The organism is Pseudomonas sp. JBR1, assembly GCF_028198185.1.
Classification (GTDB): Bacteria; Pseudomonadota; Gammaproteobacteria; order Pseudomonadales; family Pseudomonadaceae; genus Chryseomonas; species Chryseomonas oryzihabitans_E.
Genome location: NZ_CP116340.1, coordinates 1,113,193 through 1,135,637, shown reverse-complemented (window position 1 = coordinate 1,135,637; position 22,445 = coordinate 1,113,193). Strand labels below are relative to the sequence as shown.

The 22,445-nt window shown below is 67.7% G+C and carries 19 protein-coding genes and 1 pseudogene; 9 read left to right on the top strand and 11 right to left on the bottom strand.

Features of this window, described 5'->3' with window-relative positions:
• Nucleotides 1-24: 24 nt before the first annotated feature.
• The 3 genes and pseudogenes from PJ259_RS22845 to PJ259_RS05475 form a co-directional block, all read left to right on the top strand.
• Nucleotides 25-789, top strand: a pseudogene (locus PJ259_RS22845) (MCP four helix bundle domain-containing protein); the annotation flags it as partial.
• The gene (locus PJ259_RS22840) at nt 763-1,644 is read left to right on the top strand and encodes a methyl-accepting chemotaxis protein (RefSeq protein ID WP_442964888.1); all 882 of its coding nucleotides are present in this window, start codon (nt 763-765) and stop codon (nt 1,642-1,644) included. The pseudogene PJ259_RS22845 and the gene PJ259_RS22840, both read left to right, overlap by 27 nt.
• A 155-nt stretch (nt 1,645-1,799) precedes the next feature.
• Nucleotides 1,800-2,108, top strand: a complete 309-nt coding sequence (locus PJ259_RS05475) for a hypothetical protein (RefSeq protein WP_017641205.1) — start codon at nt 1,800-1,802, stop codon at nt 2,106-2,108.
• Here PJ259_RS05475 and PJ259_RS05470 read toward each other — a convergent pair.
• Nucleotides 2,105-3,022: a GGDEF domain-containing protein gene (locus tag PJ259_RS05470; protein ID WP_271655022.1), complete on the bottom strand. Its 918-nt coding sequence runs from the start codon at nt 3,020-3,022 to the stop codon at nt 2,105-2,107. The two genes, PJ259_RS05475 and PJ259_RS05470, sit on opposite strands and share 4 nt — an antisense overlap.
• Nucleotides 3,023-3,293: 271 nt before the next feature.
• On the opposite strand from PJ259_RS05470, the gene PJ259_RS05465 reads away from it, so the two are divergent.
• The 3 genes from PJ259_RS05465 (at nt 3,294) to PJ259_RS05455 (ending at nt 6,442) form a co-directional block, all read left to right on the top strand.
• Nucleotides 3,294-4,766 (top strand): iron-containing redox enzyme family protein, encoded by a 1,473-nt coding sequence (locus tag PJ259_RS05465; protein ID WP_271655021.1) that lies wholly within the window; start codon nt 3,294-3,296, stop codon nt 4,764-4,766.
• 69 nt (nt 4,767-4,835) lie between these two features.
• A complete protein-coding gene (locus tag PJ259_RS05460; RefSeq protein WP_271655835.1) occupies nt 4,836-5,798 on the top strand; it encodes a class I SAM-dependent methyltransferase in 963 nt (320 codons plus the stop codon).
• Nucleotides 5,799-5,863: 65 nt separating this feature from the next.
• Nucleotides 5,864-6,442: a glutathione S-transferase family protein gene (locus PJ259_RS05455; RefSeq protein WP_271655020.1), complete on the top strand. Its 579-nt coding sequence runs from the start codon at nt 5,864-5,866 to the stop codon at nt 6,440-6,442.
• 47 nt (nt 6,443-6,489) lie between these two features.
• On the opposite strand, the gene PJ259_RS05450 is transcribed toward PJ259_RS05455, so the two are convergent.
• Genes PJ259_RS05450 through PJ259_RS05430 form a run of 5 tightly spaced genes read right to left on the bottom strand, consistent with a single transcriptional unit; the run spans nt 6,490 to nt 11,758 of the window.
• Nucleotides 6,490-7,554, bottom strand: coding sequence for a 2,3-butanediol dehydrogenase (locus tag PJ259_RS05450; protein WP_271655019.1), 1,065 nt, complete (start codon nt 7,552-7,554; stop codon nt 6,490-6,492).
• Between the two features lie 12 nt (nt 7,555-7,566).
• Nucleotides 7,567-8,688 carry an acetoin dehydrogenase dihydrolipoyllysine-residue acetyltransferase subunit gene (locus PJ259_RS05445; RefSeq protein ID WP_271655018.1) on the bottom strand — a complete coding sequence of 374 codons (1,122 nt, stop codon included), beginning with the start codon at nt 8,686-8,688 and terminating at the stop codon, nt 7,567-7,569.
• Complete coding sequence (locus PJ259_RS05440; protein ID WP_271655017.1) at nt 8,685-9,704, bottom strand: alpha-ketoacid dehydrogenase subunit beta; 1,020 nt, start codon at nt 9,702-9,704, stop codon at nt 8,685-8,687. Before PJ259_RS05440 ends, PJ259_RS05445 begins: the two co-directional genes overlap by 4 nt.
• A gap of 25 nt (nt 9,705-9,729) precedes the next feature.
• On the bottom strand, nt 9,730-10,707 hold the full coding sequence (locus PJ259_RS05435; protein WP_271655016.1) for a thiamine pyrophosphate-dependent dehydrogenase E1 component subunit alpha: 978 nt from the start codon (nt 10,705-10,707) through the stop codon (nt 9,730-9,732).
• 1 nt (nt 10,708) lies between these two features.
• On the bottom strand, nt 10,709-11,758 hold the full coding sequence (locus PJ259_RS05430; protein WP_271655015.1) for an ATP-NAD kinase family protein: 1,050 nt from the start codon (nt 11,756-11,758) through the stop codon (nt 10,709-10,711).
• Between the two features lie 365 nt (nt 11,759-12,123).
• On the opposite strand from PJ259_RS05430, the gene PJ259_RS05425 reads away from it, so the two are divergent.
• Both PJ259_RS05425 and PJ259_RS05420 read left to right on the top strand, forming a co-directional pair.
• The gene (locus tag PJ259_RS05425; protein ID WP_271655014.1) at nt 12,124-14,007 is read left to right on the top strand and encodes a sigma-54-dependent Fis family transcriptional regulator; all 1,884 of its coding nucleotides are present in this window, start codon (nt 12,124-12,126) and stop codon (nt 14,005-14,007) included.
• A gap of 169 nt (nt 14,008-14,176) precedes the next feature.
• The gene (locus PJ259_RS05420) at nt 14,177-15,148 is read left to right on the top strand and encodes an SDR family NAD(P)-dependent oxidoreductase (RefSeq protein WP_271655013.1); all 972 of its coding nucleotides are present in this window, start codon (nt 14,177-14,179) and stop codon (nt 15,146-15,148) included.
• Nucleotides 15,149-15,865: 717 nt separating this feature from the next.
• Here the strand turns inward: PJ259_RS05420 and PJ259_RS05415 are convergent.
• The 3 genes from PJ259_RS05415 to PJ259_RS05405 are packed head-to-tail and all read right to left on the bottom strand — an operon-like array spanning nt 15,866 to nt 18,879.
• Nucleotides 15,866-16,180 carry an AtuA-related protein gene (locus PJ259_RS05415; RefSeq protein WP_271655012.1) on the bottom strand — a complete coding sequence of 105 codons (315 nt, stop codon included), beginning with the start codon at nt 16,178-16,180 and terminating at the stop codon, nt 15,866-15,868.
• Nucleotides 16,177-17,529, bottom strand: a complete 1,353-nt coding sequence (locus tag PJ259_RS05410; protein ID WP_271655011.1) for an acyclic terpene utilization AtuA family protein — start codon at nt 17,527-17,529, stop codon at nt 16,177-16,179. Before PJ259_RS05410 ends, PJ259_RS05415 begins: the two co-directional genes overlap by 4 nt.
• Nucleotides 17,530-18,879 (bottom strand): CitMHS family transporter, encoded by a 1,350-nt coding sequence (locus tag PJ259_RS05405; RefSeq protein ID WP_333909679.1) that lies wholly within the window; start codon nt 18,877-18,879, stop codon nt 17,530-17,532.
• Nucleotides 18,880-18,968: 89 nt separating this feature from the next.
• Here PJ259_RS05405 and PJ259_RS05400 point away from each other — a divergent pair, with 89 nt between their 5' ends.
• Nucleotides 18,969-19,850, top strand: a complete 882-nt coding sequence (locus PJ259_RS05400) for a LysR family transcriptional regulator (protein WP_271655010.1) — start codon at nt 18,969-18,971, stop codon at nt 19,848-19,850.
• 72 nt (nt 19,851-19,922) lie between these two features.
• Here PJ259_RS05400 and PJ259_RS05395 read toward each other — a convergent pair whose 3' ends face one another.
• Both PJ259_RS05395 and PJ259_RS05390 read right to left on the bottom strand, forming a co-directional pair.
• Entirely contained in the window at nt 19,923-20,921 is a 999-nt protein-coding gene (locus tag PJ259_RS05395) for a succinylglutamate desuccinylase/aspartoacylase domain-containing protein (RefSeq protein ID WP_271655009.1), read from the bottom strand.
• A gap of 47 nt (nt 20,922-20,968) precedes the next feature.
• Nucleotides 20,969-22,285 (bottom strand): MFS transporter, encoded by a 1,317-nt coding sequence (locus PJ259_RS05390; protein ID WP_271655008.1) that lies wholly within the window; start codon nt 22,283-22,285, stop codon nt 20,969-20,971.
• Nucleotides 22,286-22,445 lie beyond the last annotated feature (160 nt).

Genomic DNA, 22,445 nt, shown 5'->3' with positions numbered 1-22,445 from the left:
GCCTTTCCCTCTCGGAGTTGCGCCATGCGTACCCTGAAATTGTCGGCCCGCTCGGCCGTTTGCTTTGCCACTATCACCCTGTTGCTGTTGGTGCTCGCCGTTACCTCGGCCCTGGGCCTGAATTCGCTGTATAACGCCGAACAGGACGTCGAGACCAACTGGATGGCCAGCATCGCCCAGACCGGCAAGATGGACACCCTGGTGCTCCGGTTGCGCCTGGAAACGCTGCGCATCGTGGCTTCTGAAGACGAGCAGATGAAGCAGACCGCCGGCGCGACCATCGCCCAGGCGCGCCGCGATCTGCAACAGGCGGTGGCGGACTATCAGCCACTGGTCGCCTCACCTGAAGAGCAGCTGTTGGCCGACGCGGTGACCGCAGGGGTGAAGGCCTACGATGCGCGTCTCGACGAGATTCTGACGATTGCGCGGACGCGGCCGACCAATGAAGGCACCGCCTTCATCAACGCCAACATTCGCCCGCTGACCAACGATCTGCAAAACAAGATCGTGGCCCTGGGTGAGTTCAACCAGCGCGGCGCCAAAAAGGCCGGCGAACTGGCAATCGAGACCTATAGCCGCAACCTCTGGCTGCTGGGCCTGCTCTCGGCCGCGGCCGTGGCCCTGACCGTGGTGCTGGCCGTGCTCTATACCCGCAGTATCCTGCAACCGCTGCGCGAGGTGCTTGGGATCAACCGGCGTATCGCCGAAGGTGACCTGCGGGTCGCTGCCGAGGTCAAGGGGCGCGACGAGATGGCCGAGCTGATGCAGGCCACGGTGCAGATGCAGCAGACCCTGCGCGATACCGTCAGCCACATCGGCGAGGCCTCGACGCAACTGGCCTCGGCGGCGGAAGAGATGAACGCGGTGACCGAAGAGGGCAGCCGCGGGCTGCAGCGGCAGAACAGCGAAGTGGAACAGGCGGCGACTGCGGTCAACGAGATGACCGCGGCTGTCGAAGAAGTGGCTCGCAATGCCGCCTCGGCCTCGACCTCGGCGCAGCAGTCGGAGCGGTCGACCGGTCTGGGCGCGGCGCGGGTCACCGAAACCGTCAACGCCATTCACTCGCTGACCGGCACCGTATCCCATACCAGCGAGCAGATAGTCGCGCTGGCGGGGCAGGCCCAGGGTATCGCCACCGTGGTCGACGTGATCCGCGGGATCGCCGAGCAGACCAACCTGTTGGCGCTGAACGCGGCCATCGAGGCCGCCCGGGCGGGTGAACAGGGCCGCGGCTTCGCCGTGGTCGCCGATGAGGTACGCGCCCTGGCCCATAGGACCCAGGAATCCACCCGTGAAATCGAGCAGATGATCGGCGGCATCCAGAGCGGTTCGGAAGGAGCTGTCCAGGCCATGCAGCGCAGCCGCGACGAGGCGAACGCTACCCTGAAGATCGCCAATGAAGCAGGCGCCGCCCTGGAAGAGATCGCGCGCTCGATCACCGAGATCAACGAGCGCAACTTCCTCATCGCCACGGCTTCGGAGGAGCAGGCCCAGGTCGCCCGCTCGGTGGATCAGAACCTGGTCAGCATCCGTGACCTCTCGATCCAGACCTCGGCCGGTGCCCACCAGACCGCCGCGGCCGCTCACGAGGTCTCGCGCCTGGCGGTGGACATGAATCGCCTGGTTGGCCGCTTCTCGGTCTGATCCAGACGCAAAGGTGATGAAAGGCCCTGCCGAGAGCGCCTCGGCAGGGCCTTTTCGTTTCCGGGCGGCTGGCGGGCAGGGGCTACAGGACCAACGGGCGGGAACCCATCCGGGGAACGCCAAGGTCTGCAGCCAATACCCCAGGAGAGACGACCATGTACCTCGTCCAGTTGCTGCTACCCCTCAACGACAATGACGGCCAGCGCCTGCCGGGTGCACTGTTTCAGGAGGTGCGCCAGGTGTTGGTCGAGCGCTTCGGCGGCCTGACCGCCTTCAGCCGCGCCCCGGTCGAAGGCCTGTGCCAGGACGAGGCGGACCGGGTCGAGGACGATGAGTTGCTGGTCTACGAAGTGATGACCGAGACCCTGGATCGAGCCTGGTGGGACGGCTATCGCCGCCAGCTGGAAACGGCCTTCCGCCAGCGCGAGATCCTGATCCGCGCCCAGCCCACGGAACGACTCTAGGCCTCGTCCAGCACGACCCGCGCGCGCCCAGCTCGCTTGGCCTGGTAAAGGGCGGCGTCCGCCCGGCGGATCAGCTCATGGACACTGAGGCTGGCATCGGTGCAGCGGGCGATGCCGATGGAGGAGGTGGTCCTCAAGGTGACGCCCTGGAGTTGCCAGGACTCCTGCAGGGCGCAGCACAGGCGCTCGGCCAGAGTCAGGGCGGCGGTAGGCGAGGTATCGCGCAGGAAGACGATGAATTCGTCACCGCCAATGCGGCCGAGCAGATCCCCCTGACGCAGGCAGGCGGTCACCCGGGCGACGAAGGCCACCAGTAGCAGATCGCCGAACTCGTGGCCGAATTCGTCGTTGATGGCCTTGAAGCGGTCTAGGTCCAGGTAAAGGAGGGCACAGGGGCTGTTGGCATCACTGGCTCTATGGCGCGCGATCTGGTCGAGAATGCTGCGTCGGTTGGCCACCCCGGTCAGGGCATCCAGATAGGCCAGGGACTTGTAGCGACTTTCACTCTCCTGCAGGGCTGTCTCGGCCAGTTTGCGCTCGGTGACGTTGCGACTGACGATGGTCAGCAGCCGGCGCTCGCCCTGGGCGTCGAAGTGCGGGGTCTTGACCACTTCCCAGGTATTGATACGTCCATCGGGACCCATGAAGGACTTTTCGACCAGCGTGGGCGCCGCGTTCTGCCAGGCGAGTTCATCGGTCCGGATGTTGTAGACGAACGCCTCGGCAAAGGCGGGAAAGCGCTCGATCAACTCGGCGTCGGTGACGCCGACGTAGTCGAAGCCGACCATGGCATAGGCTTCGAGCACGATGCGGTTGACGAACAACCAGCGCCCCTGGCCGTCCTTGGCGACGATGAACTCCTGAATCGAATCGAGGAGGGCGCGAAGATCGACGTCGGAATCGGCAGGGGACATGGGCAGGGCCTGGAGGTCGTACGAATTGTCAGGCTATCGGCCTGGTACGGCAGGAACTGAGGTCTGTCGTCCGGTCACCCGTCGCCGTGTTGTCGGTGAGAGCGGGGCAGGTCAGCCGATTGGAGCGTTTGCCGACGAATGGCAGGCCGGGCAGGCGTAGGCGTTTGACGGCTTCAAGCGAGACGGCTGGCCCGTATGCCTGGGCCGGTCGGAACCAAGCTGGGGCCTGCAGGCCGAATAGGGTATTCATCAGCTGCCAGATGTGCCCTCTATGCAGACCACTACAAGAGCCGTAACCGGCCAGCGCGCTGGGTCGACTCCCGTCGCAATGGAACCCGCCAAGTCGCTCTATCGCGAGCTGCTGGTGGAGAAACCCAGTGGCGGTGCGCGGGAGCGGGCGCGGCACTATCTCGATGACCAGCTGCAGGCCGTGAGTGCCATGAAGGCCGACCTCCCGGCGGATCCCGAGGCGCTGGAAGCCTGGGTGCTGGAGAACAACGCCCAGGTGGGCGCGCAGTACCAGGACTATCTGGCGGCCCGCAAGGCTGGCGCGCCGCGACGCTATTTTGGCAGCAAGGCCCATGCGCTGTACTTCCTGCGTGGCGTGGCGCCTACCAAGCTGGTCGATGGCGCCTGGCTCTACGGCACGCTCGCCCACTGGGACGACCTGCGCTATCGCGCGGCCATCCAGATCTTTCTCGAAGAACTGGGTGACGGTCAGCCCGACAAGAATCATGTGGTGCTCTATCGCAAGCTGCTGGCCAGCCACGGCTGTGAAGATTTCTCGCTGCTGAGCGACGACCACTATGTCCAGGGCGCGATCCAGCTGGCCCTGGCCTACCACGCCGATCACTACCTGCCCGAGGTGCTTGGTTTCAATCTGGGTTACGAGCAGCTGCCCTTGCACCTGCTGATCACCTCCTACGAGCTCAACGAACTGGGCATCGATCCCTATTACTTCACCCTGCATGTCACCGTCGACAACGCCGGTACCGGCCATGCCCGCAAGGCACTGCAGGCGGTGCACGATGCCATGCCTGCCGAAGGCCGCACCGCCTTCTACCAGCGCGTGGTGCAGGGCTATCTGCTCAACGAACTGGGCGCCGGCACTACGTCGGTGATCGGCAGCTTCCATCTGGAGCAGGCGGTGATCGAGGTACTGGCGGAAAAGAGTACCGTTGGCCGCTATGTGCACTCGGACTATTGCCGCATCGGTGGCCGCAGTGTCAGCGACTGGTTGACCGATCCCTCGCAGATTCCCGATTTCCTTCAGGTCATGCAGGAGCAGGGCTGGATCAAGCGTCATGAAGATCCGGCCAACAGTCGTTTCTGGCGGCTGATCCAGGGGGAGCGCGCCGAGATGTTCGGCGTCTTCACTGCCTACGAGCAACAGCTGATCCACGACTGGATCGCTGGCGACTTCGTGCACAGCGGTGCCCGGAACCAGGCTGCCGCCGAGCGGGTGGCGGTACTGCCACGCCGGGAAGTGAGCTTTCGCGCTCGCCAGCGTCAGCAGGAGCGCCTGTGCCCGGCGCTGGAAGCCGAGCAGGGCACGGCGGCCAATGCGAGCATGGCCCAGGCGAGCGACTTCGATAGCGATGAGGTCGCGCTGGAGCAGCGTCTGGCCAGCCAGCCCAGCCGCGCGGCCGCCATGGCCCTGCTGGTGGAGCAGCTGTCACCGGCACGCCATCACGGCCGCGCCGGCCTGCTGGCGACGCGGCTGTTCGTCTCCCTGTTGGGCTGACCCTATTCAAGGACCCTCGCGGGTCCTTTTTCATTTCGACTGTCATTGAAGGAACCACCCGTGACGGCCATGGAACATCCCGAACGAACCGCGACCAGCCCTGACGCGGCCGCTGCCCTGAAACTCCTGATCGAGACACTCCGGGCGGCGGACTATCACTTCATCACGCCCACCCCGGCCTCCCATGCGCGGGTCAATTCCCGGCCCGGCAACGCCTGGGCGCAGGATCTGCAGGGCATCTTCGGCTGGAGCCGGCCGTTTTCCCCCGAGCTGCTGCCCGGATCTCTCGTCGATACCCTGGCGGCGGCCGAACTGCTGACCGCGGTGCCGGGCGGCTGGCGTAGTCGGGTGCGGGTATCGAGCCTGGGCGGCCAGCTGTTCGTGCATTCCGCCTATCCCACGGAAGAAGCCGATGCGGTGTTCTTCGGCCCCGACACCTATCGCTACGCCAATGCCCTCGAAGCCCAGCTGCGCTTCGACACCGCTGACATCCGCCGCGCTGTGGACATCGGCAGCGGTGCCGGTCCGGGTGCCATCCTGGTCGCCCTGGCGCGGCCCGATGCCGAGGTGCTGGCGGTGGATATCAACGAGCGCGCCCTGACACTGACCCGGGTCAATGCCGAGCTGGCCGGTGCCGACAATGTCAGCGCGCGCTATAGCAACCTGCTGAACGATGTGGCGGGCGACTTCGATTTCATCCTGTCCAATCCGCCCTATCTGGTCGATCCCGGCGAGCGTGCCTATCGCCATGGTGGCGGTCCCCTGGGGGCCGGTCTGTCCCTGGCCATCCTGGACACGGCGCTGCAGCGCCTGGCGCCGGGCGGCACCTTGCTGCTCTATACCGGTGTCGCCATGGTCGACGGTCGAGATCCTTTCCTCAAAGAAGTCCGCACCCGCCTGGACGGCCAGGACATGGCCTGGCGCTATCGCGAACTCGATCCGGATGTCTTCGGCGAAGAGCTGGAGGCAGGGGTCTATGCCCATACCGATCGCATCGCCGCCGTCGTCCTGACCGTGACCCGGCCGCGCTGAAGGCGCTCGGGAGCGGCTACACTGGCGGGCCCCTTTCACCGCCCGCCCGTGTCAAGGAGTCCGCCATGCAGTTGCTGCTGAACCAGACCTCGCCCTATGCCCGCGCCGCGCGCGTCACCGCCCTCGAAGCCGGCTTTGGCGAGCGACTGGAACTGGTATGGAGCGACCCCTGGAACGAAGACGCGCAATTGTTGGCCGCAAACCCGGCCAACAAGGTGCCGGTGCTGATCACTGACGAGGGTATCGCCCTCAGCGAGACCCTGCTGATCTGTGTCTATCTGCATCAGCGGGCAGGCGGCGGTCCGCTTGCGGCCGAACGCCTGCAACTGGCTGGTCTGGGACAGGGCCTGATCGACGCGGCCTTCGGCACGGTGATCGCCCGCAAGCAGGGCGGTGCGGCCCAGGATGAATCGGTGCTGGGCGCCCGCCGGCTGGCGGCCATCGGGCGCCTGCTGGCGCGCCTGGACCAGTCTTCCACCCTGGATGCAGAGGGCCTTGATTTCAGCCACTACCTGGTGGCGGTCGGGCTCGACTACCTGAGCTTTCGCCTGCCGGAAATAGACTGGTCCGCGCACCCGCGGCTGGTGGCCTATCACCAGCGGCTCATGGCGCGCCCCAGCTTTGCCGCGACGACCTTCCAGTAAGGCCGTAAAAGCCCACGCGGCGGCCCCCGCCGACCGCGTGGTAAGCGCTAGAGCTCGATCAGGATCTTCAGCTGGGTCCCGGCCTTGTCCAGCAAAGCCTCGAAGCCCTGTTCCACCACGTCGTCCAGGGCGATATGGCGGGTCACGACCTTCTCGGCCGGTAGCTGGCCGCTGGCGATCAGGGCTGCCACCTGGGGCCACATCAGCGTGGAGTAGCACCAGGAGCCGCGCAGGTCGACGTCCTTGTAGGTCAGGGTGAAGCCATCCAGCGCCGGGGGCTTGCCCTGCATTCCCACCTGGACCACCACGCCCTGGCGCCGCACGGCTTCCAGGCACAGTCCCAGTGGCGCCTCGGCACCCACGCATTCGAAGGCCACATCCACCCCCACGCCCCCTGCGGTCCGGGCACGGATCTCGCGCAGGACATCGGTGCTACCGGGATTCAGGGTGATGAGCCCCTCCACCAGGCGGTGGGCCATCTCCAGCCGGTTGTCGTTGAGGTCCACCAGGAAGATCCGGGTGGCCCCGGCCGCGCGGGCGGCCAGGACCTGCAGCTGGCCGATGGGCCCGGCGCCGGCGACCAGCACGCTGTCGCCGGGCTTCACGCCGCCCCGGTGAGTGGCATAGACGGTCACCGCCGTGGGCTCGATCAGCGCCGCGTGCTCGGTGCTGAGGTCGTCCGGCATGGGGATGGCGTTGTAGTCCTCCACCAGGGAGTACTCGGCCATGCCGCCCCAGGGATGGGACAGGCCAATGATGGCCAGCTGTTCGCTGAGCTGGTACTGGCCGCGGCGGCCGTAGTAGTCGTCGCGTGGCGACACCATGGGCTGGATGGAGACCCGGTCACCGGGTTTCACCGACGTCACCTGGCTGCCCACGGCCTCCACCACGCCGGAATACTCGTGGCCAAGGATCTGCGGCACCTTGCCACCGGTGTAGCTGTGCGGCGCGGTAGGAATGAAGATGGGACCGCCAAGGTACTCGTGCAGATCGGTACCGCAGATCCCGCAGAACTGGTTTTTCACCAAGACCTGGGTAGGGCCCGGCTCGCCGGGGGCCGGGACGTCTTCCACCCGGATGTCGCGGGCGGCATGGAAACGGGCTGCTTTCATCGTGAGGCTCCTCTAGCGTTCGCAGCGGGGCAGGAAGGCCTGGATCAGGGCATTGACCCGGTCCGCGGCCTCCATCTGCACCATATGGCCCTGGCCCTCCAGGATCTCGACCTGGACGGTTTCCGGCAGGCCTTGGGCATGCTGGACCGGAATGATGGCGTCGGCCTTGCCCCAGATCACCAGGGCGGGCAGATCGCCTTCGAGTACCTGGCGCAGCACCTGGGCCTGCTGGCCATTGGGGAAGAGCGTGCCGGCCAGTCGATTCAGGGCCTGGTCCACGCCTTCCAGGCGCTTGTACTTGAGCAGGTCCTCCAGCAGTGGTCGGGTGACCAGGCCGGGATCGCTGAACAGCAGGCTGACCGGTCCCTTGAGCTGGTTGCGACTGGTGGCGGCGACGAAGCCTTCCAGGTAGGCGCCATTGATGTCCTGGCCCAGCCCGGCGCTGCCGATCAGGACCAGGCCGGCAACCCGTTGTGGCGCGGTCTGCGCCAGCTGCAAAGCCACGGCGCCGCCCATGGAGTGGCCGACGAGCACGGCGCGGGGGATGTCCAGATGGTCGAGCAGAGCCAGCACCGCAACGCTTAGCTCGGCAAGGTCCCCGGTGGCCAGGCCCTTGCCGGACTGACCATGGCCCGGCAGGTCCAGGGCGATCACCCGGCGTTCGGCGGCCAGCGCCTCCTGGTTGAACAGCCAGTTGTCCAGATCGCCGGAGAAGCCGTGGATCAGCACCAGCGGCAGGCCGCCTTCACCGCGCTCCAGATACCGCACTGGCCGGCCGTCGAGTTCGATGCGCTGGGCCTGGGGACCGGCATCGGCGGCGTCTTCGCCACCGGGCACGAACTCCTCCTGGAAGCGCACGATCACCGCCTCGATCTCTTCGTCGCTGGCCTCGCCTTCCACCACGATGGCCAGCAGGGCGCCTACCGCCAGGGTCTCGTCCTCCCGCGCCAGGCAGCGGCGCAAGGTGCCGGAGAAGGGCGCCTCCACGCTGCTGCTGATCTTGTCGGTCTCGACGTCGAGCACCTCGTCGCCCTTGGTGATGCTGTCGCCTTCGGCCTTGAGCCAGGCGTTGACCCGGCCTTCGCTCATGGACAGGCCCCACTTGGGCATGGTCAGGGTATGGATCTGGCTCATGCGGCCTGCCTCCCTTGGGTGATCTTCAGCACGGCGCGCTCGATCTTGGCCGCGTCGGGGATGTAGAGGTCTTCCAGGGCATCGGAAAAGGGCACCGGGGTGTGCGGCGCGGTCACCAGCTGCACCGGGGCGCGCAGATCGTCGAAGGCCTGCTCGGCGAGCAGGGCGGCGATGTCGGTGGCCACCGAGCAGCGCGGATTGGCCTCGTCGATGACCACCGCACGGCCGGTCTTCTCGACGCTTTCCAGGATGCTGTCGCGATCCAGCGGGCTGGTGGTGCGCAGGTCCAGCACCTCGCAGGAAACGCCCTGGCGCGCCAGGTTGGCAGCGGCCTCCATGGCCAGGTGCACCATGCGGCCATAGGTGATGAGGCTGACGTCGTCGCCCTCACGCAGGAAGCTGGCCTCGCCGAAGGGGATGGCGTAGGACTCCTCGGGCACCTCGCCCTGCATGCCGTAGAGCAGCTTGTGCTCGCAGAAGATCACCGGGTCGTTGTCGCGAATGGCCTGGATCAGCAGGCCCTTGGCATCGTAGGGGGTGGCCGGGCAGACCACCTTGAGGCCGGGGATATGGGTCCACCAGGAGGTCAGCATCTGCGAATGCTGGGCCGCGGCGCGGAGGCCCGCGCCGACCATGGTGCGCAGGACCAGCGGGGTGACGGCCTTGCCGCCGAACATGTAGCGGAATTTGGCCGCCTGGTTGAGGATCTGGTCCAGGCAGCAGCCGGCGAAGTCGACGAACATCAGTTCGCACACCGGCCGGGTGCCGCGGGCAGCGGCGCCTACCGCCGCGCCGACGTAGCCGATCTCCGACAGCGGGGTGTCCAGCACCCGTCCGGGAAACTTGTGGTAGAGGCCCTTGGTGACCCCGAGCACGCCGCCCCAGGCGTCCTGCTCGCCAGGCGCTCCGGCGCCCCCGGCGTTGTCTTCGCCCATGAGGAAGGCGGTGGGATCGCGGCGCATCTCCTGTTCCAGGGCTTCGTTGATGGCTTGCTGGTAGCTGATCTTTCTGGCCATGGTGGCGCTCCTTGTTGTTTTCCGATCAGGCGTAGGTGACGTAGACGTCGGTGAGCAGGTCTTCCGGGCCGGGCTTGGGATCGGCCTTGGCCTTGCGCACGGCGTCTTCGATGAGCTGTTCCACCTCCTGGTCGATGCTGTCGAGCAGGGCGGGCTGGAGCTGGCCGGAGCGCGTCACCCGCTCGCGGAACTGCATCAGGCAGTCGCGCTGCTCCCGGGTGTGCTTGACCTCGTCCGGATCGCGATAGGTCTGGGCATCACCTTCGAAGTGGCCGAAGTAACGGGTGAACTTCACCTCGATCAGCGAGGGACCTTCGCCGGCCCGGGCACGGGCCACGGCGGCCGCGGCGGCCTCATGGACGGCGAAGAAGTCGAAGCCGTCCACCGTCACGCCGGGCATGCCGAAGCCGGCGGCGCGGTCGGCGATGTGGTCGCAGGCCACCGACCAGTTGGCGGCGGTGGCCTCGGCGTAGCCATTGTTCTCGGCGACGAAGATGCATGGCAGATTCCACACCGAGGCCAGGTTCATGGCCTCGAATACCGCGCCCTCGTTGGAGCCGCCGTCACCGAAGAAGGCCACGGCCACCGCGTCGCTGCCCTTGAGCTTGGCCGCCAGGGCGGCACCTGCGGCCAGGGGTGCGCCAGCCCCGACGATGCCGTTGGCACCGAGCATGCCCTTTTCCAGATCGGCGATGTGCATGGAGCCGCCCTTGCCCTGGCAGACCCCGGTCTTCTTGCCGTAGATCTCGGCCATCATGCCGTAGACGTCCACGCCCTTGGCGATGCAGTGGCCGTGGCCGCGGTGGGTGGAGGCGATGCTGTCCTCGTGGCCCAGGTGGGCCATGACACCGGCGGCCGAGGCCTCCTCGCCGGCATAGAGGTGGACGAAGCCGGGAATTTCGCCGGTGGCGAATTCCACGTGCAGCCGCTCCTCGAAGGCGCGGATGGTGCGCATCACCCGATAGGCATGGCTCAGGTTTTCGACGCTAGGGTTCTCGCTCATCTTATTGTTCTCCAGGATTGCCGAGGGCCGACGCGGGCACGCGGCGGACCAGCAGGCGCTGCTGCGCCGCCAGTTCCAATACCCGCTCCACGTCGATGCTCAGGGGGCCGTCGAGGTCCAGCGTCACCAGCGGACGCTCCTCGGGGCCGAATTCGATTTCCCGCTCGCCGTCCAGCGCCAGGGTGCCGGTAGCGAGGGACAGCGCCCGGGGTTCGCCGGGCAGCAGCAGGCCACTGGCGGCGATGCCGGCCTGGGCCAGCACGCCGGGGGCGAGGGGAACGGTCAGTTGCGCCGGAGCCTCGGGTTCCAGCCGCACCCAGCCGCCATGGGGGGCGCTGCGCGCGACCGGATGCCAGAGGCCGCAGAGGGCCGACAGGCCGATGGCCCAGGGCTCGGCGAAGGTGGTGAAGACCTCCGCGAGATCCTCCACCTGGGTCACCGCGCGGGCACCGATATAGGTCTGGCGACAGACCGCCACGTCCACCAGCGCCCAGTCGCGAATGCCGCGCTCGGGCACTTCCACCCGCAGCCGCTTGTTGCGCCGCAGCGCCAGTGCCGGGTCGACCCGGCCGGCCGCGACCAGGCCGCCGGCCAGTCCCGCGCTGGTGGCCTCACGCAATTCCGGAAAGGCGTTGTTGGTGCCGGTGGAGAGGGTCAGCAGCGGCAGGTCGCCCACCTCGGCGGCGACCGCCTTGTGGGTGCCGTCGCCGCCGAGCACGGCGATCACCCGGGCGCCCTGGGCCAGTAAGGCCCTGGCGGCACGGCGGGTGTCATCCACCGTTTGCGTGAGCGGCAGATCGAGAAACACCAGCTCCGGCCAGTGCTGCTCGCGGGCCTGACGGCTGCCGCTGGCCTTGAGCACGGCGGCGGCGATGCCGGTCATGTCCGGCGGCAGCAGCACCCGCTCCACGCCGGTGGCGCCAAAGGCGGCCAGCAGGCGCATCACCACCCCGGCCTTGTCGGTGCTGGAGGTCAGGGCGGCATTACCGGTCAGCCGCCGCAGGTCACGGCCCGAGGCCGGGTTGGGCAGGATGCCAACGGTTATGGGCATGACGGGCTCCGGAGTGCCAGGTCGCCCGTCATGGGAGCCGCTCTGCTATACCGCGATGCGCTCATGGGTCTGGCCCTCTTGTCGTTGTCATGGGAGCGTCGCAGAGGCCAGAGCAAGGCCGGTGCCAGGTTGGCGTCGATCCCTCACGGGTCAGGCCTGGCGCGGGCTGCAGGCACCTGGAGCGGTCTGGTCGGGAGCGGCTGGACGAGCCCGCTCGTCTCAGGGCGATGGCGGAACAGCGAGACGCTGAGACGATTCGTCTCACGGAGCGGCGGACTTGAAGCCAGCGCCTGGGGAGCGCTAAATGAAGGGCAGAACAATGACCGGCCTTCCATGCCATGACCGGAATTCAGGGAGAGACGCCCATGTTGTCTACCCAGGCCCGCTATCACGCCCGCGCCATCGACCAGGCCCTGCGCGCCCCGCTGCGCGCGGCCAGTCCGCCCGGGCGCATCCTCGATTCCTGGCGGCGCTCCTTCGAGCAGTATCAGCTCGACCCGGGCAGCCTGCGGGGCCCGCGCATCCTCTCGCGCTACGAATTGCGCCAGCACCAGCAGGCCGCCGAAGACTTCCTGCGCGTGGCCGACGGCGAACTCGCGGCCCTGCATGGGCGGGTCGAGGCCGCCGACTACTGCGTGCTGCTGGCTGACGCCCAGGGCCATACCCTGGACTACCGGGTCAGCGATCGGCTCGATGAGGAATGCCGCCGCGCCGGACTCTACCTGGGGACCTGCTGGTCCGAGCAGGAGGAGGGCACCTGCGGCGTGGCCGCGGTGCTGACCGACCGGGCGCCAGTAACGGTGCACAAGGCCGATCACTTCCGCGTGGCCTTCACCGGCCTGACCTGTACCGCCGCGCCGGTTTTCGCCCCGGGTGGCGAGTTGCTCGGGGTGCTGGACGTGTCGGCGCCACGCTCGCCGGACGATCGCCGCAGCCAGTTGCTGATCCAGCAATTCACCCGTGACAGCGCCCAGCGCATCGAGAATGCCTACTTCATGCACAGTGCCCGGGGGGACTGGGTGCTCTGCGGCCATGCCCAGGCCAGCTACCTGGACACCCAGCCGGAATTTCTGCTCGCCTGGGATGCCAGCGGTCGCCTGACCGGTCTGAATCGTCCGGCCCGACAGCTCTGCCTGAGCCAGCTGGGCTATCTGCCGCAGCGCCTCGACGAGTTGTTCGGTCGCGACGCCTCGGCGCGGCTACAGGAGGACTATGGCGAACCCCTGCGCCTGGGCGAAGCGCACTTCCATGCCCGGGTACGGGCGCCACGCCAACGTGCGGGCGTGGTCATTCCCCTGGTTCGCGCCCAGGTCGAGGCGGAGCCGGAACAGGAGCCACGGATCAGCCAGGCACTGCAGACTGGCCAGCGCCTCTATCGGCACGGCCTGCCGATCCTGGTCACCGGTGAGACAGGTACTGGCAAAGAGGTCTTTGCCCGCGCCTTGCACGAGGGCGGTGACCGCGCAGCACGGCCCTTCGTCGCCCTCAACTGCGCGGCACTGCCGGAGAGCCTGATCGAGAGCGAGCTGTTCGGCTACGCGGCCGGTGCCTTTACCGGGGCCCAGCGCCAGGGCCGCGACGGCCTGATCGTGGCGGCCGATGGCGGCACGCTGTTTCTCGACGAGATCGGCGATATGCCCCTGGTCCTGCAGACTCGCCTGCTGCGCGTGCTGGCCGAGGGCGAGGTGCTGCCGGTGGGCAGCGCCCAGCCACGGCGGGTGGACGTCCGTCTGGTCTGCGCTACCCATCGGGATCTCGGCGAACGGGTCGCGGCCGGCCTGTTTCGCGAAGACTTGCTCTATCGCTTAAACGGCGCCGTCTTCCAGCTGCCACCGCTGCGTGAACGCGCCGACCGTTTGGCCCTGGCGCAGCGCCTGTTGGCGGAGGAGCGCGGTAGCGGTGCCATCCCGGAAATGGCACCCCAGGTGCAAGAGGCCATCCTCGCTCACGACTGGCCGGGCAACGTGCGCGAGCTGCGCAATGTGCTGCGTTACGCCTGTGCGCTCTGCGACGGCGCCGTTATCACCCTCGATCACCTGCCGGCCAGCCTGGGGCCAGACGTGCCGCTGTCCACGGAGCCACAGCCACAGGTCGATAGCCCTGAACGGCGATTGATCCTCGCCGCGCTGGTGCGGCACCGTTGGAAGGCCGTTCCTGCTGCCCGAGCGCTGGGTATGTCCCGGGCCACCCTCTATCGGCGGCTCAAGCTGCATGGCATCGTCATGCCGCATCGCCAGCCAGAAGACTGAAGTCTTCCGCCGAACGGTCGTGAAGCATGGCAGCGGCCCTGGCACGGCGATCTCGTCGAGCAAGCGAAGCGGTTGCCGTCGTCGCGCCAGGCCCCGGTCGTCCCAAGCGGGACGTTACCGCGGTCGCCTGCGGGTCACACCTCAGACACAGACCCGAGGAAGACCCCTGATGCGTACCCTGCCACTGTTACTCGCCCTGCCTGCCGCCCTGGCCCTGCTGAACCGCACCTCGTCCCGGCGCTCAGAGCGGCCTGATCGCCAGCAGCTGATCGGCCGGACCATCGTTGTCACCGGCGCTTCCAGTGGCGTCGGTCGCGGTGTGGCCCTGGCGCTGGCCCAGCGTGGTGCCAACCTGGTGCTGGCCGCACGGCGGACCGAAGCACTCGAAGCCCTGGCGGTGGAGGTGCAGGCGCTAGGCGTCGCGGCCCTGGTGGTGCCGACCGACGTCGCCGACGTGGCGCAGATGAATGCCCTGGCCGAGCAGGCCGAGCAGCGCTTCGGTCGTATCGACGGCTGGATCAACAATGCCGGCGTCGTCGCGGTGGGCCGCTTCGAAGAGATCCCGCTGGACGACCACCTGCGTCTGTTGGATACCAATGTCAAAGGCGTGGTCATCGGTACCCACCTGGCCATGCAGCGCTTCCGCCGCCAGGGTTATGGCCGGCTGGTCAACGTGGCGTCGGTCGACGGCGAGATCCCCCATGCCTACCAGGCCTCCTATTCGGCGTCCAAGGCCGCGGTGCTCAGCCTCGGCCGTGTGCTCCAGCAGGAACTGCGGCGTGGTAGGCAGCCCAACATCCAGCTGTCGACGGTGCTGCCCTGGGCGCTGGATACCCCGATCTGGGGCCATGCGGCCACCTATACCGGCCACCGCCCCGATCTGCCAACCAAGGACGCACCGGACAAGGCGGTCCAGGCCATCGTCAAGGCGCTGCTGCAACCGCAAAAGGAAATCACCGTGGGTTACAAGGCGAAGATGGCCTACTGGGGCCATCGCCTGGCGCCGGAACTCAACGAACGCTTCACGGCCGATGCGGTGCAGCGCGCCGAGATCGACTGGAACCCGGTCAAGGCCGATACCTCGGGCAACCTGCAGCAGCCCGATCAGGCCGGGCAGGGCATCCGGGGTTCGAATTTCTGAGCGAGGAAAGAATCGGCAGACGTCTGGTTGGGGCTGGTGCTTCCAGATGTCTCCACGGGGTCAATGCCAGGTCGTACCCCTCTGCGGGTCGCTGGCCCCTGGCCCCACGACGAGCACAGAGCCCAGCAGCCCGGCGTGCTGGTGCAGGGCGCCTCTGAGTCTTGCCACCAGTGCGTGCTGAGTGCACAGCAAGGCGGTGGGGGCGACCTCTGTAAGCAAGGCTGTCAGCTCCGGCCAGACTGGCTCGCCTGCCTCATCGAGTTCCAGACGGGGCAGGAGCGGCAGGCCGGCTACCAGCATGATCTGGCAGTGTCCCTGCAACTCGGCGTCCGCCAGTGCCATGGCTCGCTCCGCCGTTGAAACCAGCAGGATTCGCTCATGACCGAGTGCGACCAGGCATCGCGTGGCATCGGCGATGCGCTGGATCCGTGCCTGCGGCGCCAGGCAGCGTTCAGCCGCAGTAATTAGGCAGGGACGTCGAGTGATACCGGGCGAACTGAGCGAGTGAGGGGTGCGACGGTTATCCATCAGGCGGCCTCGGCCACGGGTGCGATCAGGGACCCCAGCTTGCCGGGGACTGATGGCAGCTTCGTGACAGGACGAGCTTCGATCCTTCACAAGGGGGCCCAGGTGTCACTCGATACAGAAGCACCGCTGTTGACGACCCAGCCGGGCGGCGAGGTTGGCGCTCCAGGCTGGGTATCGCGCCGCGCCTGATCAGTCGTCCAGTTCCAGGTCCAGCAGGGCTGCGCCCAGGCCCTTGCCATGGGCATCCAGGGCCAGGGAGCGGGTGACGCCCCCGCGCAACGCGCCTGGCAGCACGAAGTTCAGCGCGCCCAGGGCCGGCAACTCGTAGCGGCGGACGGGCGCGGCATCAGGCGGGCGGCTGTCAGCGAACCAGGCCGCGACCCGTTCGGCGGTAAGGGCCTGGCGCAGGCGGTCAAAATCTTCCCGGCGATAGGCGATCACCGCCATGTTCGAGGTGTCCCCCTTGTCGCCGGTACGGACGTGAGCGATCTCGCGTACTTTCATGGCAGCGTCTCCAGATCCAGGGTGGGGGTGACGGCGGTTCGTGGCCAGAGCAGCGAAGCCACGGCGATGACCTCGCGCACCGCCTTGGTCGCACCGCCGCCGCCCGTTGGGCCATTGGTATAGAGGGTTTCCACCTCGTTGCCGATCTGCACTGCCGCCGCGCGGGTAGCGCAGCGGCCAACGACTCGCAGCCGTACCTCCCAGGGTTCGCCGGAGGCCCGGGCAGCGAGCGTCTCTCCATGGAGAGCGTCGCAGCCGATCAGCTCACAGCGCAGCTCCTCGACCGGTACGCCGCAGAGTTGCAAACGCTCGCGTACCACGGCAGCGGCCAGTCGTGCGCGGGCGACGGCGCCGGGGCCCGCGTAGGAGAGCTGGCCCTCGCCGTGCCAGCCATCGCGATAGCCCACCGACACCTTGAGCTGGTCCGGCCGCGCGGTGCCGCGGGCGCCGCTCACGGCGACCCGGTCCGGGTCCGCTTGCTGTAGCGCGACACCGGAAAAATCGGCGGTCACGTCGGGGGTCAGGTAGGCGGCTGGATCATGCACTTCGTAAAGCAACTGCTCGGTGCAGGTCGCCGGGGTCACGCAGCCGCCGGAACCGGCCACCTTGGTAAGGGTGGCGTGGCCATCGGCGTCTACTTCCGCCAGGGGAAACCCAAGGCGGGCGAGGTCCGGGACGTCCTTGTAGCCCGGGTCGGCGAAGTAGCCGCCAGTGACCTGACCGGCGCATTCCAGCAGGTGACCGACCAGGGTGCCACGTCCGCGGCGCTCCCAGTCATCCGCGGCCCAGCCAAACTCGTGCACCAGGGGGGCGAGAAACAGCGAGGGATCGGCTACCCGGCCGGTGACGATGATATCGGCATCCGCTTCCAGGGCCTGGACGATGCCGTCCACCCCCAGGTAGGCGTTGGCCGAGATCACCCGGTCGCCCAGTTCGGCCAGGGTCTGGCCATTGTCCAGCAGGGCGTCGGCCGGCAGCTGGGCCAGCACATCGTCGCCGGCTACCGCGGCGATCTTCAGCCCTGTGACGCCCAGCTCCCGGGCCAGGGCGGCGACCTTGCGCGCCGCGGCGGTCGGGTTGGCGGCGCCCATGTTGGTGATCACCCGCAGGCGCGGACGGTCCGCCTGGCGCAGCAGAGGCAGGATGCGCCGCATCCGCGCCTCCAGCAGCGGATCGAAGCCGGCCTCGGGATCGGCGAGTCGCGCCTGTTGCGCCAGGGCGATGGTGCGTTCGGCCAGGCATTCGAACACCAGGTAGTCGAGGCGGCCATGCTCGGCCAGCTCCACGGCGGGCTCGATGCGATCACCGGAATAGCCGGCGCCGCAGCCGATGCGAAGAAGACGGGTCATCTAGAAGACTCCCAGGAGCAGGGCGGTCAGGGTCATCAGGACGGAGGCCGCGAACAGAAAGGGGATGGTGAAGCGCTGGTGATCGGCGAGGTCCAGCTTGCACAGGCCCACCAGCAGGAAGGTCGCCGGGGTCAGGGGGCTGACCGGGAAGCCGGTGGTGTGCACCCCGAGCAGCGAGGCCTGGGCCACCTGCACCGGGTCGACACCCAGGTTGCGGCCGACCTCGGCAATCACCGGCATGACGCCGAAGTAGAAGGAGTCCGGATCGAACAGCAGGCTCAGCGGCATGGACAGGAAGCCCACCACCGCCGGGATCAGTTGGCCATGCCCGGCTGGGATGCCGGCCACCGCCACCTGCGCCATGGCCTTGAGCATGCCGCTGCCCTGCATGATGCCGGTGAAGACGCCGGCGGCGAAGAGGATGCTGGCCATGGTCAGGGCGGTCTTGGCGTGGGCGTCGATCCGCGCCTTCTGAGCGTCCACCGAAGGGTAGTTCAGGCACAGCGCGGCCACGGTGCCGAGCATGAACATCACCACCGGATCGACCCAGCCGGCGATCATCACACCCATCACCACCAGGGTCAGCAGCAGATTGATCCAGAAACGCCCAGGGCGGCGCAGGGCGCGCTCGGCGTCGCTGAGTACCCGCTCCGGCGCAGCGCCCGCGCCACCAGCGTCCAGCCAGGGCGCCTGGCCGGCCAGGGTCAGGCGCTTCTCCTCGCGGCGCCCGAGCCACCAGGCACTGGCGAAGACGAAAGCCAGGCCCACCAGCTGCACGGGGATCAGCGGCTGGAAGAGATCGGCCACCGGCACGTGCAGGGCGGCGGACGAGCGCAGCACCGGCCCGGTCCAGGGCAGGAAGTTGACCCCGGCGGCCATGGCCGCGACGCAGGCCAGGATGCGGCGATCCAGGCCCAGGCGGGTATAGAGCGGCAGCATGGCGGGGATGGTCACCAGGAAGGTCACCGCGCCGGAGCCGTCCAGGTGCACCAGCAGGGCGAGCAGGGCGCTGCCACAGACGATGCGCGTCGGCCGGGTGCCGACGGTGCGCAGGATGCGATCGATGATGGGGTCGAGCATCCCGGCGTCGGTCATGATGCCGAAGAACAGGATGGCGAAGACGAACATGCCGATCACCGGGGCGACGCCCTTGATCCCGGCGATGATGAAGGCGCTGGTCCCCAGGCCGAAGCCACCGATCAGGGCGGCGGCGATGGGGATGACGATGAGGGCGACCAGGGGTGAAACGCGTTTGCTCATGACCGCGACGAGCAACGCAAGAATGGTGACGACACCGAGCAGGGCGAGCATGGCGGACTCCTTGGACCGTGGCGCGGCGAGCGGGCACACGGGAGGTTTTGTTGTTGTGCCCGCAGTATTCGAAGACGCCTGATCTCCTGTAAATTGGAATCTTCCGAAGCAGCGTTCAGAAAAACAAAATGAAGAATCTGCTCCAGCACGTGCAGGCCTTTCTCGCCGTGGCCCGCCATGGCTCCTTCGCCCGCGCCGCAGAGGAGTTGCACCTGTCACCGCCCGCGCTCACCGTGCAGATCCAGCAGCTCGAAGCCTGGCTTGAGGTGCAGCTGCTCGAACGCACCCCGCGGCGGGTCCAGCTGACCACCGCGGGTGAAGAGCTGCGCGGCCCCCTGGAACGGGTCCTGGTGGACCTGGGCGATGTCCAGACCCACGCCCGGGACCTAGCCGGCCTGCGCCGGGGGCGGGTCACCCTGGCCGCCTTGCCGTCGTTTTTCATGGGACCCTTTCCAGAACTGCTGAGGGTCTTTCAGGCGCGCCATCCGGCCATCGAGATCCGCTTGCAGGACGTGGTGGCCGGACGGGTCGAGGCCCTGGTGCGCGAAGGTCATGTCGATCTCGGCATTGGCGTCCGCCCGCGCGCCGTGGGACTCGATTTTCAGCCGCTGTACGTCGATCACCTGCAGCTGTTCGTACCCCGCGACCATCCCTGGGCGGAGCGGACGGAAATCACCCTGGCCGAACTCGACGCCGTCCCCTTGCTGCTGACCGGACGCGACAGCAGCGTGCGCGAGTGCCTGGACTTCGCCTTCGCCGCCGCCGGCCTGCGCCTGGTGGCGGCGCTGGAAGCCAACTACATGAGCACCCTGCTGGCTCTGGTGGCGGCAGGCCAGGGCCTGGCCCTGCTGCCGGAATCGGCGGGCGGCGAGGCGCCGGTGGTGGCCCTGCCGGTCCGCGGCGAAAGCCTGGCCCGGCCGCTGGGCATCCTGACCCCCAGCGGCCGCAGCCTCACCCCGGCGGCCCAGGCGTTCGTCGCCTTGCTCCGGGAGCGGCTGCAGGTGCCTTAGTGGTCGAAGGATCACCCTCGTTCCTGCTAAGACAGTGTGACAAGCGGCACCTGCAGCGCTTCACTCCCCGACTCAGCGCGGCACTTCGTCCTCGCCCAGTTCCCGCGCCAGGCGCACGACGGTGACGCCGCTGCCGAGATGGCGAATCGAAGGCTGGATCAGCACGCAGTTGGCGTAGGGCGTGCGGATCTCGCGCTCGCCGTCGGTGGCGATGAGGGTGCCCGCTTCGGCGATGGTCTCCAGACCCTTGAAGTCCTGGGTGAAGCGAAAGTCCAGGGTGTCTGCGACGATGGCATCGGTCACCCGCAGGAAGCGCTGGCGCACCGGCTTGGCCACCTGTAACAGGTCGGCTACCGCAGCTTCATCCACCACCTCGGCCAATAGCAGGAAGCGCGCGACGCAATCGAGGGCGATCTGGCGGCTCACGGCCAGCACGTGCTGGCCGGTTTCGATCAGCAGGGCGTTCTTGGGGCTATCGCCTTCGCCAAAGCCGCCAAAGTCACGCAGGCGCCGACCGTTCTGATGCCCGGCGTCGGCGATGACGAATTCCGGTGTACCCAGTTGGGCGGCCAGACGCAGCCCTTTTTCCAGGGGGCCGGTCATCATCAGCGGCGCGGAATGCTCGTGCATGGAATGAATATCCAGCAGCCAGTCGACCTCGTCGATCAGCGGGCGCAGTTGCTGGGCACGCGCCAGATCTGCCGTGGTGGCCGGACCCTGGAGGCGCTGTGGCAGCCAGACGCGATTCATGTCCTCCTCTAGGTAGCGGGTGGCGTCGATGTCGTCCGGGTCGAAGGCGTGATAGGCGGCCACGTTGCCAAAGGCCAGGGTCAGCTTGCCGCGGCGCGGACGGATACCCCGGCTCAGCAACTCGTCGACGGCGATGGCGCCGCTGACCTCGTTACCGTGGGTCAGGGCCATGATGGCCACGTGAGGACCTTCGACGCCGCTGTCGAAGGTGTGGACGTAGTCGATGCCGGTGTTGCCGGTCTTCCAGCGGTCGACGTCCGGAAACGCGACTTCGATGGGGTAGCGGGGCAGACCGGCACGGATCTGGGCGAGAGTGGTCATGGCAGGCTCCTAGGGTGGGCAGGCCGGGGCCGGGCCCCGGCGATGGATCAGGACGGAACGTGGCGCCGGGCGCGGGTCAGCGCCAGGATCGAGACCAGGCTCAGGGCGGCGGTGGCTATCACGTAATAGCTGGGGGCCAGGTTGTCGCCGCTGCTGTTGATCATCCAGGTCACCACCAACGGGGCGAAGCCGCCAAAGGCCGTGACCGAGAAGTTGTAGCTCAGCGACAGGCCCGAGCCGCGGGTACGGGTGGGAAAGGCATCGGCCAGCATCGCCGGGATCGGCCCGAGGGATGCGGCGATCAAGACGCCCACCAGCGCTTGCACCAGCAGCAGGGTGGTGATGGAGGGCAGGGCGTTGAGGAGCAGGAACAGCGGATAGGACGACAGGCCGACCAGGGTCATGGCGATACCCAGCACCCGCAGGCGGCCGAAGCGATCGGACAGGATGCCGAACACAGGAGACATCAGCATGATGGCAAGGCCGGTAATGAAGGCACCCAGAAAGGAAGAGGTGGCGGCGATGTGCAGTTGCTTCATGGCGTAGGTGGGCATGTACAGCTTGTGCACGTAGTTGAAGGCGGTGGCGCCGGACACCACGCCGATGCACAGCAGCAGCACGCGCCAGTCGGCCTTCAGCAGATCCCGCACCGGGGTCGGCTCCGGGCCTTCGCGGCGGGCCAGCGCCTTGAATTCGGGGGTTTCATCCATCTGCCGGCGGATATACAGGCCGATAGGACCGATCAGCAGACCGATGCCGAAGGCCAGGCGCCAGCCCCAGTCGTCCAGCTGCGCCGGGCTGAGCACATAGCTCAGGACCGCCGCCACGCCGGCGGCGAAGACCGTGGCCAGGCCCTGGGTGGACAGCTGCCAGCTGGCGAAGAAGCCGCGCCGTCCCTCGGTGGCGTTCTCGGCCATGAAGGCGGTGCAGGCGCCGAACTCGCCGCCGCTGGAAAAGCCCTGCAGCATCCGCGCGATGATCACGATCAGCGGCGCCAGCAGGCCGATCTGGCCGTAGGTGGGCACGCAGGTCATCAGCAGGGTGCCGATCATCATCAGGGCGATGGACAGCGTCAGCGAGGCCTTGCGACCGCGGCGGTCGGTATAGGAGCCCAGCACCACGGCACCCAGAGGCCGCATGATGAAGGAAATGGCGAAGGTGGCCACGCTCAGCAGCAGGGAGGTGGTTTCATTCTCCGCAGGAAAGAACTGCCGGCTGATGATGACGGCGAAGTAGCCGTAGATCAGCAGGTCGTAGAATTCCAGCGCGTTGCCGATGCCGGCCGCGCAGATTTCCTTCCAGGAGCCGCGCCGGGCTGGTGCGCCAGCCTCGGCGCTGGCAAGGGTCGATATGGAGTGCGACATGGCCTGGTTCCCCTTAGCGGAGCGCGGCCGAGGGTGGCGGCGCCTTCACGAGTGAGGTTCAACCTTGGGTCATGGTTGGGCAGTGGCTCAATTGCCGTTTCGGCACAACTGAGGGCCAAGTGGGCACAGGGGCTCAAGAGCCTGCGTGCTGGCGGAGTGC

Excerpts from the sequence above, each read along its gene's own strand:
- PJ259_RS22840 (WP_442964888.1), top strand. The coding sequence starts at position 763 with ATGCAGGCCACGGTGCAGATGCAGCAGACCCTGCGCGATACCGTCAGC.
- PJ259_RS05475 (WP_017641205.1), top strand. The coding sequence starts at position 1,800 with ATGTACCTCGTCCAGTTGCTGCTACCCCTCAACGACAATGACGGCCAG.
- PJ259_RS05470 (WP_271655022.1), bottom strand. The coding sequence starts at position 3,022 with ATGTCCCCTGCCGATTCCGACGTCGATCTTCGCGCCCTCCTCGATTCG.
- PJ259_RS05465 (WP_271655021.1), top strand. The coding sequence starts at position 3,294 with ATGCAGACCACTACAAGAGCCGTAACCGGCCAGCGCGCTGGGTCGACT.
- PJ259_RS05460 (WP_271655835.1), top strand. The coding sequence starts at position 4,836 with ATGGAACATCCCGAACGAACCGCGACCAGCCCTGACGCGGCCGCTGCC.
- PJ259_RS05455 (WP_271655020.1), top strand. The coding sequence starts at position 5,864 with ATGCAGTTGCTGCTGAACCAGACCTCGCCCTATGCCCGCGCCGCGCGC.
- PJ259_RS05450 (WP_271655019.1), bottom strand. The coding sequence starts at position 7,554 with ATGAAAGCAGCCCGTTTCCATGCCGCCCGCGACATCCGGGTGGAAGAC.
- PJ259_RS05445 (WP_271655018.1), bottom strand. The coding sequence starts at position 8,688 with ATGAGCCAGATCCATACCCTGACCATGCCCAAGTGGGGCCTGTCCATG.
- PJ259_RS05440 (WP_271655017.1), bottom strand. The coding sequence starts at position 9,704 with ATGGCCAGAAAGATCAGCTACCAGCAAGCCATCAACGAAGCCCTGGAA.
- PJ259_RS05435 (WP_271655016.1), bottom strand. The coding sequence starts at position 10,707 with ATGAGCGAGAACCCTAGCGTCGAAAACCTGAGCCATGCCTATCGGGTG.
- PJ259_RS05430 (WP_271655015.1), bottom strand. The coding sequence starts at position 11,758 with ATGCCCATAACCGTTGGCATCCTGCCCAACCCGGCCTCGGGCCGTGAC.
- PJ259_RS05425 (WP_271655014.1), top strand. The coding sequence starts at position 12,124 with ATGTTGTCTACCCAGGCCCGCTATCACGCCCGCGCCATCGACCAGGCC.
- PJ259_RS05420 (WP_271655013.1), top strand. The coding sequence starts at position 14,177 with ATGCGTACCCTGCCACTGTTACTCGCCCTGCCTGCCGCCCTGGCCCTG.
- PJ259_RS05415 (WP_271655012.1), bottom strand. The coding sequence starts at position 16,180 with ATGAAAGTACGCGAGATCGCTCACGTCCGTACCGGCGACAAGGGGGAC.
- PJ259_RS05410 (WP_271655011.1), bottom strand. The coding sequence starts at position 17,529 with ATGACCCGTCTTCTTCGCATCGGCTGCGGCGCCGGCTATTCCGGTGAT.
- PJ259_RS05400 (WP_271655010.1), top strand. The coding sequence starts at position 18,969 with ATGAAGAATCTGCTCCAGCACGTGCAGGCCTTTCTCGCCGTGGCCCGC.
- PJ259_RS05395 (WP_271655009.1), bottom strand. The coding sequence starts at position 20,921 with ATGACCACTCTCGCCCAGATCCGTGCCGGTCTGCCCCGCTACCCCATC.
- PJ259_RS05390 (WP_271655008.1), bottom strand. The coding sequence starts at position 22,285 with ATGTCGCACTCCATATCGACCCTTGCCAGCGCCGAGGCTGGCGCACCA.